This is a genomic window from Poseidonocella sp. HB161398, from assembly GCF_005870025.1.
Lineage (GTDB): Bacteria > Pseudomonadota > Alphaproteobacteria > Rhodobacterales > Rhodobacteraceae > Mangrovicoccus.
On sequence record NZ_VATA01000133.1, the window covers coordinates 1 to 7,733 of the forward strand.

Consider the following 7,733-nt stretch of genomic DNA (forward strand, 5'->3'; position numbering starts at 1 on the left):
GCCTCGGCGACCAGGCTCTTGCCCGCGCCGGAACTGCCCGCGATGCCCAGAAGTTCGCCGCGTTCAAGAGTGAAGGAGATGTCCTCCAGCACCTGCAGCGGAGGCAGGCCGTGGCGGCGGAAGGCGAGCGACAGGTGCGACACCTCCAGCATCAGGCCACCCCTTCCGACGGATCGGCCGCGCGGCGGAGGGCCTCGCCGAAGCATTCGACGGCGAGCGCGACCAGCATCAGGCCCAGGCCGGGCGCCGCCGCCAGCCACCAGTACCCGGCCATGATCCCGCGCAGCGACTCCGACAGCATCACGCCGGTGGAGGGCAGGTGCGGCTCGATCCCGAGGGCGCTAAATCAAGACGGCCTTCGGCGTAGCCTTACTGTAAAAACTGGATTCCGAGGCAATGTAGGTCCCCTCGTCGGCCAGAAGGGGCACGATCTGGCCCGGCGGCAGGCTGGCGAATTCGGGCTGGGCGCAGGTGGCGACGATGCGGGCGCGCTCTTCGTCGCTCGGCTTGTTCGCGGGTTCAGGGCGAGCGGCGAGCGGACGGCGGTCCTCGCGGATGCCGCCCTCCCGCTCGCGCCATCGGGCCAGCGTATGCGGATGCAGGCCGAGCTCCGCGCAAGCGGCCGCACGGCGCGCACCAGCGGCCATCGCCTCGCCGGCGAACTCCACGAGTTTCCGGCGATCGGGAGCAGAGGTCATTCGTCCTCTCCGTCCGCAGGGCCCCAGATCGCCGCCACCTTTTTTCTCAGAACCAGGAGCGCCGCGGCCTCCGCCAGAGCCTTCTCCTTGCACCTCAGCTCGCGCTCGAGCTGCTGGATCCGTTTCCTGTCATCCTTCGTTTCCTTGGCGATCCGCGCCGAAGCCGTCCGGTCCCAGGCGTTCGCCTGCTCGCAGGCTTCCCGCCAAAGCACGATCTGCTCGGGGAAAATCCCCCCGCGGCGGCAATAGTCGCCCAGCTCGGTCTCGTTCAGCGTCGCGGCCTCGATCACCACGGCAAGCTTGTCTCTGGACGTCCACCCTTCGACATTTGCGTCGGCTTCGGGCAGCAGCTTGCCCTTCGCCCGCGCTTCCGCGCGCCATTTCGCCAACGTGCCCCGCGAGCTCCCTTCCTCAACCGAAAGCCGGTTCGAAGGTATGCTGATCGGCGGCAGCATCTTCGCCAGAATCGCCGCCTTTCGTTCCGGTGAGTACGCCACTTGATGGCATGGACCACCTCGTCGACCTTGCCACGATGTAGGCTGATACGTGCAATCCAACAGGAACCTGCCATGTCCGTCACGACCATCGGCCTCGATCTTGCCAAGTCCGTTTTCCAGATCGACGGCGTTGATGCCCGTGGAAGTGCCGTTCTGAAGCGTCGTGTCCGACGCGGCGGACTCCTCGCCTTCCTTGGAACCTTGCCAGCCTGCCTCGTTGGCATGGAGGCCTGTCCAAGTGCCCGCCACCGGGCGCGGGAGCTGATGGCTCTCGGCCATGAGGTTCGCCTGATCCCGCCCCAGTACGCAAAGCCGTATGTGAAGCGAAACAAGACCGATGCCGCAGATGCGGAGGCAATCTGCGAGGCCGTCGGGCGGGTGAAGGCTTGGCCATGTCCAGTATGCAAGCCTTAGGATTCCATCTTGGAATCCGCATCACCGATAAGTGCAACGAGGCCACTCGATGCCCTCTGCGACGTCGGCCTGCCTTAGGGATGACCTGTCCGGAGCGGGCCGGCCGCGCCGGTGCCGTCCCGCTACCTGAACAGCGCGGCATAGCGGGGCGCGAAGAACTTGGCGAAGGCCCGGACCTCGGGGCGCCGGTAGGCCTCCGGCGAGACCAGCAACAGGTGTTCCGAGGTTAGGTCCTCCGGCGGCTCGAAGCAGCGGAGCAGCCGCCCTGCCGCCTCGTCTGCCTCTGCCATCCTCAGGTTCAGGATGCCAAGGCCCTGTCCCATCCGGACGGCAGCCTCCATCAGGCCGAATTCGCTGAACGACATGATGATCTGCTCCGGTGCCACATGCCGCAACAGCCAGTCTTGATAGAGAGAGGGCAGATCGCCGGACTGGAAACTCACGAAGACATGCCCGGCCAGGTCGGCGGCCGAGGCCGGCAGCCCCCTGCCGCGCGCGTAGGACGGCGCCCCGAACAGGGTGAACCTCGCTGAGCTGATCTTTCGGCAGATGAGCGACGGGTCGGGCGTTTCCCTGCTGATCCTGAGGGCGATGTCGGCCTCGCCGGCAAGCAGGTCGAGCGGCTTCACGCCCGGCAGGAACTCGACCTGCACGCCGGGATGCGACAGCGAGAACTCGCTGAGGATGTCGGTCACGCGCGGCGAGAAGTTCGAGACGAAGGCGGTGATCCGGATCGGCCGCGCCTGAGCGAGGTCCATGGTCCGGGCGGCAAAGGCCTCCGCCGCGGCCTCGATGGCCTCGGCCAGCGGCACCAGTGCCCGCGCGGCCGCGGTCGGCCGGAACCCGCGCGTGTCATGCTCGAACAGCGCAAGCCCGGTTTCATGTTCCAGCGCCCCGATCCGCCGCGCGACCGTCGGCTGCGCGATGCCAAGCTTGCGCGAGGCCGCAAGCGTGGACCCTTCCCGGACCACGGCTAGGAAGTTCCGAACATCCGACCAGTTGCGGAACCGGCTCTGCATTTCCGAAGAACAGCACAACGCCGGGAGGGATGCCAGTGATTGAGCGCGCGCCCTAGCATGTTCGGCAGGCACCGCAACCCGAAAGGACCCTGGCCATGACCCTGCCGTTCTTCTCGACACCCGAAATTGTCAGCAGCCTGCTGCCCTGGATGGTCCTGCAGGAAGCGGGGCAGACGCGTCGGCGCGCTGCGGCTTCACCGCAGGAGCAGATGCGGCGGCGCCGGGAGCATGTCCGGGTGATGCTCGACCGGCATCCGGAAAGCTTCGGCAGCGACCTCGACATCCAGGCCATGATGCTGCTGGTGCCGGACCGACAGTGACCGCCCCGGTCTTCCGAGCCGTATCGGCCGCCCGTGTCGGGGGAGGAATCGAGCTTCCGGCGGAGCCGGGACCAGGCCGACATTCGAGAGATGGCCATTGCCGCCGCCATGCAGAATGTTGCCTCTCCGGCGTACGCCGTCCGTGCCAGTGCCTCACCTCCCGCTGGAGTGTCGGCGCAGGTCTCCTACTCATCGTCCTTACCGGCCGCCTCTGCAGGTTCGCCGCTTGGGCTCCGCCGTGGCGCCGCCTGTCCGCTTCGCCTGGCCGGGCGCAGTGGGTCTCTCGAACCCGGCGCCTCCGTTGGCCGGAAAGGGCTGCCAAGGGGCGTACGGGGGGCTAGGGATGACCGGCAGGTTCCGCCTCTCAGCCGGGTATGGTGACATCCGATAAACCATCGGCGCCAGCGCCAGGCTTCCGCAAAGACACACGTCCCGTGAGAGCCCCTGAGCCGTCGATCGCTCAAGCCCGGATACTTCATGGTCCAGAGGCATGCCCGCTGTGGCGGTCCACCACGACGAAGCCCGGGGTCGCGTCTGGCGGTGCTCGAAGGCACTGCACGCCGGCGACAATCGTGATAGTATCGTCAGTAGGGAGAATTGGCTGAGGCAAGCATGTATAGCACGGTTCTGCTAGCATATGATGGATCTCGGGAGGGCCGTCTGGCGCTGCGGGAAGGGCGAAACTCGCCCAGGCGTGCGGAGCCCGGGTCGTGCTTCTTGCCGTCGTGCCCCCCCCCCGACGTCTTCGGGGGCGACGCGAGCGCTGTCTATGTCGCTCCGGACAGGACAGATGAAGTCCGGGACATCCTCGAAGTTGGTGACAGCAGAAGGAGCCGCTCGCCGCGATCTTCAGGCGAACGGCGCCGATCTGGCCGGGCCACCCAAGTCCGGCCACTCATGGTTGTCGACCCTACTAGCGGTGTGCGCAGATTCCGACCAACCAAGCTCATCCCCGCTCACAGTGACCGCTGTGGGCGGGGTTTTCTAGTCTGCGGCATTTCTGACGGTTTTCGAGGAAACGGCAGCTACGCTAGTTTCCGAACTGCCAACCACATTGTGGTTACGAGTTTCGACCCCGGCCTCCCCCTCGTGAGAGCCGGGGTTTTCCTTTCCACTCAGGTCCTGCGCAATGCCTGTGCTGGGGAAAGCGGCCGTCGCCACGGGCCAGCTCCAGCTCTGCCAAGAGGCGCGGCTGCCGGTGGAAGAGAACGCTCTTCCCGGCACAGGCAGGCCCCTTATGGCAAAGGCAAGGTCGAGCGCCACCGTCTGCGATCAGCGCGGGACCATCGACCGTCGCCGCAAAGAGTTCGGGAGCCTCGAGCAGTTGAGGGCGGCAACCGATGCCCGACCGGGAGGCCGTCGTTCATGGGATAGGCTATCCCGGGATCTACCTTCCGCGGCGATCGGATTGGCGTGAAGGGATCCTGCAAAGGCCCACCTTTATTCCCGGCGAAGCTATGTCAAGCTCGACCTTTTTTCCTCCGGGCAGGAGAATCACATTTGGCTCTGACGGCCTGAGCAGCGGTTCTTGCGGTGGACGGCGGAATGGATTCTTGATTGCGGACTCAATCCCCGGAGCCAAGCCGCCACCATGCAGATCTTTCGTTTCGCCTTCGATGACATCCCCGATCCGCAAGCGGACAACGCGCGCCATGACCTCGGCGAGCTTCTCGTCATCGCTTTCGTCGCGGTACTCTGCGGGGCGACAACCTGCGCCGGAATGGCCACGTTCGGCCGGGCAAAGAAATGCCTTTTCAGGGGCTTCCTGAACCTGAAAACAGGAAAGATACGCTACCCTCCTGATCGATGCGGCAGACCGGCAGGGCGCAGACCGGGATGCGGAGGGGAAATGGTCGGCCATCGTCGGCCCACTCCGCACGAAATATGGGAATCTTCCGTCAGGCGTCGAACACTAGCCGATCGTGCAGGCGCCACCATGAATAATGTCCACCCAAATGTCTATCTCGACGCCATTTCTTACGATAAGCATTGGTTTAAGTTCGCATTGATTTCGGTAAAATACAACTCTGACAGCATCAAAGGAAAGGAAAGCACCACCACTATCATAGTACCTCAAATCACTAAAGTTCTCTTGTAATTGGTTCACCTTCCATCGGTGAGGTTGACGCTCCGCATGTGAAAAAATCGACTCCATTTTTCCGTCGGGCCTTGAGCAGACGATTTCATCGAATGGTAAAAACCTCATTGGGACTTCTCCATGCGTTTACCTGGCATATAAAGCGTCTGTCTCGAATTAGTGGAGCGCCAAACCTTTATCTGCCAATTGAAATTTTAGGACAATCATATGATATTTCTATCCGCTTCATGCCATACTGCCTCTTCGAGTTTTTATAAAACCGCACTCTGATACCAAACAAAAACTCGTCGTTTCTTTAAACTGACGACAGTCTGGAGATCTGGAGAGCGGATGGCTCAACACTGTGGTGCCTTTTCTGGGAGAGTACCGCGAAGGACCTGAGACACTAGTTCGCTTTGCCTAGAAATTCCCAGCTTGGAGTAAATTCTCTTAGAGTAGGTCCGCGCAGTTTCGATACTCAGAGAAAGCTCCTCCGAAATCTCTTTCAGGCTCAATCCGCTGGAAATTCCAGCCGCAACGAGTGCCTCAGAGTGTGTGAGTCCGAATACTGATTTCAGAGTTTCAGCTGACGGAAAACCTTCGCATGTAGGCACAAGAATGGAAAGAATTCTACGTGAGCCTTCCAGGTTATAGTAGTCTGGTGCTACGATTTGAAAATACGTTGGTCGAACCTTTCCTGACGGCAGAGCCATTGCAATATTCTCGCATAGAGCGAGCCCGTCACCGTGGTTTAAAACTGCCATCGCTCGCCGAATTTCATTTCTAACCTGAGTGGAATTAAGATCTAAAATTTTGCCGCTTTTAGCATCAACTGGAGTGAGTGTTCGAGCAATGGAATTTTTTAGCAAGAGGTTTCCGGAAGAATCGAAAACTAGGCACCCTATATCAAGAGTGCGATAGGCCGCTAGTGCCGAATTCAGGACGTAGTATCGGGACTCCATGGCGATAGTATGTTCAAGGAGTTTTGCAGCAGGGCGAAAAATATCGATCAAGACACTTTCCTTCGGTGGTAAAGAATTATTTAGGTCCCATAGCAGCCTCAACTCTAGCCTTGAACATTCAAAATCCGATGTTTCCATAAACAAAGATTGCGGAATAGTTTTTACGAGTCGGGCGACGGAAAATTCACCGTCAATCCTCTTAATGGCCTTCCAAGAGATGCGTTCAGAAGTCAATTGAGGGTGCTCAATGTCGCAGGCATCCTTTTTCGCATCTTCAAAAACTCTATCTAATCCCCAAAAGCCCTCTGTAGATTTTGCGCCCCCGGAGCCGAAAGTAGCGTGTTGATTTTTGTCATAGTGAACCCGCAACGCCCAATCGCAGGAACCTACACTGGCTTGGACAAATTCTCCTAATTGCATCGCAAAAAAGCAGCATTGATCGCTCGCGAGCGAATAACATTTTTCCATCTTTCTCCCCCCAGGGAAAGCCAAGAAAATCGCACAGAATCAATGATTGGTATTTAAAATTATGATGATTTGACCGAACCCGTCAACAAATTTCAGCATAGAAGATGAGCAGACTACTGAAAAGGGATGTTAGCGCGTTGTCTTGCAGGAAATCGTTTCGGTTTAGGTCAGCACCGCTCCCAGAATTGAGCAAGTCCTGCCACCTTCCGGACTGTTCTACCAGATCTGCCCCCTGCCTCCGTGGCTGAACAGACTTTTCAGCACCCTGTTGGATGAACGGTTCTCCTAGTGAAGTGCGCTCTCTCCAGCGTTAATCACGTCAAAAAAATCGGGGCGAGATTCCAACCTCACTAGCATCGCCGGGCAGAATATTCACTTTTGGAAGATCGTTTCGAATCCGGAGTTCAAATAATAGACCAATCCCGGTCAAAGAACCGAAAAATTTGGAAAATCGTGCTGCAGAAAACCCCTTTTCTCACGCGCCAGAGTGTTTTCTTTCTTCATATGAAAAATAGTGTGTTAATCAATCGGTGACTCTATGGTATGTGCAACGTCCGTATTTTATCTTGAAAAATCCAAGTTCTTCTCCGCCAAATATTTTGCCAGGTTGCGCCGCAATATTATTTTGCACGACAACAGCTTTTCTCCAGAAGTCGGCTGCAGGGCACCTCGATTTTTCACTGAATTCGTCCGCTCGGACGAGATCAGCGGCTTGAAGCTGGCCCTGTGACTGCCGACGCCACCCTCTGTTCCGCTATTCCGAGAGGCTGGGTCGTTCCTCTGCGGCTTGCCGCGTTCCGGCGCGCACCGTTTTCGTCGCCCCGTATCAAGCCGGGTTCGGGTTCAGGCGGCGAAGCTTGCCGAGGCGACGCATTCGTCGGGGAATTAATTCCCCGGATCAATTCCTGATCCTCCTCATTATAGACAAGGCTCTTCATCCCGGTCTTTGCCCTGGCGCGCATCAGGCCGATCGTCCGTACCAGCGTGCCGCCCATGTCATTGGACTGCGCGCCGAAGACATGTTCGGCCCGGGACCGCACGGTGGACTTCGTCCGGTTGCTGCCCCTGGCCCGGACGCCAAGCGGCTTTCCGCGCCGTCCCTTGCGATGGATGTGGCTCATCAGGCCCCGGGCCAGCAGCTTCCCTTCCATCTCCTCGGAACGATAGGCAGCATCGGCCCAGACACCGGAGCCGGTATTGCCCCGCATCAGGAGATGATCCACCGCCTGGCTGTCGTGCAGGGCGGCATTGCTGACGTGATAGCGCCGGATCAGCTTG

Annotated in this window: 8 protein-coding genes and 2 pseudogenes; 3 read left to right on the forward strand and 7 right to left on the reverse strand. The window is 59.7% G+C overall.

Annotation, left to right across the window (positions count from 1 at the left end):
* The 4 genes from FGX59_RS39940 to FGX59_RS39105 form a co-directional block, all read right to left on the reverse strand.
* Positions 1-206 (reverse strand): ATP-binding cassette domain-containing protein (locus FGX59_RS39940; protein ID WP_138473239.1); only part of this gene is annotated, 206 nt, incomplete at its 3' end.
* Positions 152-301, reverse strand: coding sequence for a hypothetical protein (locus FGX59_RS35310; RefSeq protein WP_240722863.1), 150 nt, complete (start codon positions 299-301; stop codon positions 152-154). The genes FGX59_RS35310 and FGX59_RS39940, both read right to left, overlap by 55 nt.
* A 40-nt stretch (positions 302-341) precedes the next feature.
* Entirely contained in the window at positions 342-698 is a 357-nt protein-coding gene (locus FGX59_RS35315) for a helix-turn-helix domain-containing protein (protein WP_138473241.1), read from the reverse strand.
* On the reverse strand, positions 695-1,087 hold the full coding sequence (locus FGX59_RS39105) for a hypothetical protein (RefSeq protein ID WP_240722864.1): 393 nt from the start codon (positions 1,085-1,087) through the stop codon (positions 695-697). Before FGX59_RS39105 ends, FGX59_RS35315 begins: the two co-directional genes overlap by 4 nt.
* 180 nt (positions 1,088-1,267) lie before the next feature.
* Between FGX59_RS39105 and FGX59_RS39110 the strand changes: the two are divergent.
* Positions 1,268-1,573, forward strand: a pseudogene (locus FGX59_RS39110) (transposase); the annotation flags it as partial.
* Between the two features lie 158 nt (positions 1,574-1,731).
* Here the strand turns inward: FGX59_RS39110 and FGX59_RS35325 are convergent.
* The gene (locus FGX59_RS35325) at positions 1,732-2,628 is read right to left on the reverse strand and encodes a LysR family transcriptional regulator (RefSeq protein ID WP_138473245.1); all 897 of its coding nucleotides are present in this window, start codon (positions 2,626-2,628) and stop codon (positions 1,732-1,734) included.
* Between the two features lie 95 nt (positions 2,629-2,723).
* Here FGX59_RS35325 and FGX59_RS35330 point away from each other — a divergent pair, with 95 nt between their 5' ends.
* A complete protein-coding gene (locus FGX59_RS35330) occupies positions 2,724-2,948 on the forward strand; it encodes a hypothetical protein (protein ID WP_138473248.1) in 225 nt (74 codons plus the stop codon).
* A gap of 1,591 nt (positions 2,949-4,539) precedes the next feature.
* Positions 4,540-5,046, forward strand: coding sequence for a transposase family protein (locus FGX59_RS39115; protein WP_240722865.1), 507 nt, complete (start codon positions 4,540-4,542; stop codon positions 5,044-5,046).
* A 335-nt stretch (positions 5,047-5,381) separates the two neighbouring features.
* Here FGX59_RS39115 and FGX59_RS35345 read toward each other — a convergent pair whose 3' ends face one another.
* Together FGX59_RS35345 and FGX59_RS35350 are read right to left on the reverse strand one after the other, a co-directional pair.
* The gene (locus tag FGX59_RS35345) at positions 5,382-6,455 is read right to left on the reverse strand and encodes a helix-turn-helix transcriptional regulator (protein ID WP_138473250.1); all 1,074 of its coding nucleotides are present in this window, start codon (positions 6,453-6,455) and stop codon (positions 5,382-5,384) included.
* Between the two features lie 826 nt (positions 6,456-7,281).
* Positions 7,282-7,733, reverse strand: a pseudogene (locus tag FGX59_RS35350) (transposase); the annotation flags it as partial.

Bases quoted from the DNA above. Each gene is read 5' to 3' on its own strand.
- FGX59_RS35310 (WP_240722863.1), bottom strand. From the start codon at position 301: ATGCTGTCGGAGTCGCTGCGCGGGATCATGGCCGGGTACTGGTGGCTG.
- FGX59_RS35315 (WP_138473241.1), bottom strand. From the start codon at position 698: ATGACCTCTGCTCCCGATCGCCGGAAACTCGTGGAGTTCGCCGGCGAG.
- FGX59_RS35325 (WP_138473245.1), bottom strand. From the start codon at position 2,628: ATGCAGAGCCGGTTCCGCAACTGGTCGGATGTTCGGAACTTCCTAGCC.
- FGX59_RS35330 (WP_138473248.1), top strand. From the start codon at position 2,724: ATGACCCTGCCGTTCTTCTCGACACCCGAAATTGTCAGCAGCCTGCTG.
- FGX59_RS39115 (WP_240722865.1), top strand. From the start codon at position 4,540: ATGCAGATCTTTCGTTTCGCCTTCGATGACATCCCCGATCCGCAAGCG.
- FGX59_RS35345 (WP_138473250.1), bottom strand. From the start codon at position 6,455: ATGGAAAAATGTTATTCGCTCGCGAGCGATCAATGCTGCTTTTTTGCG.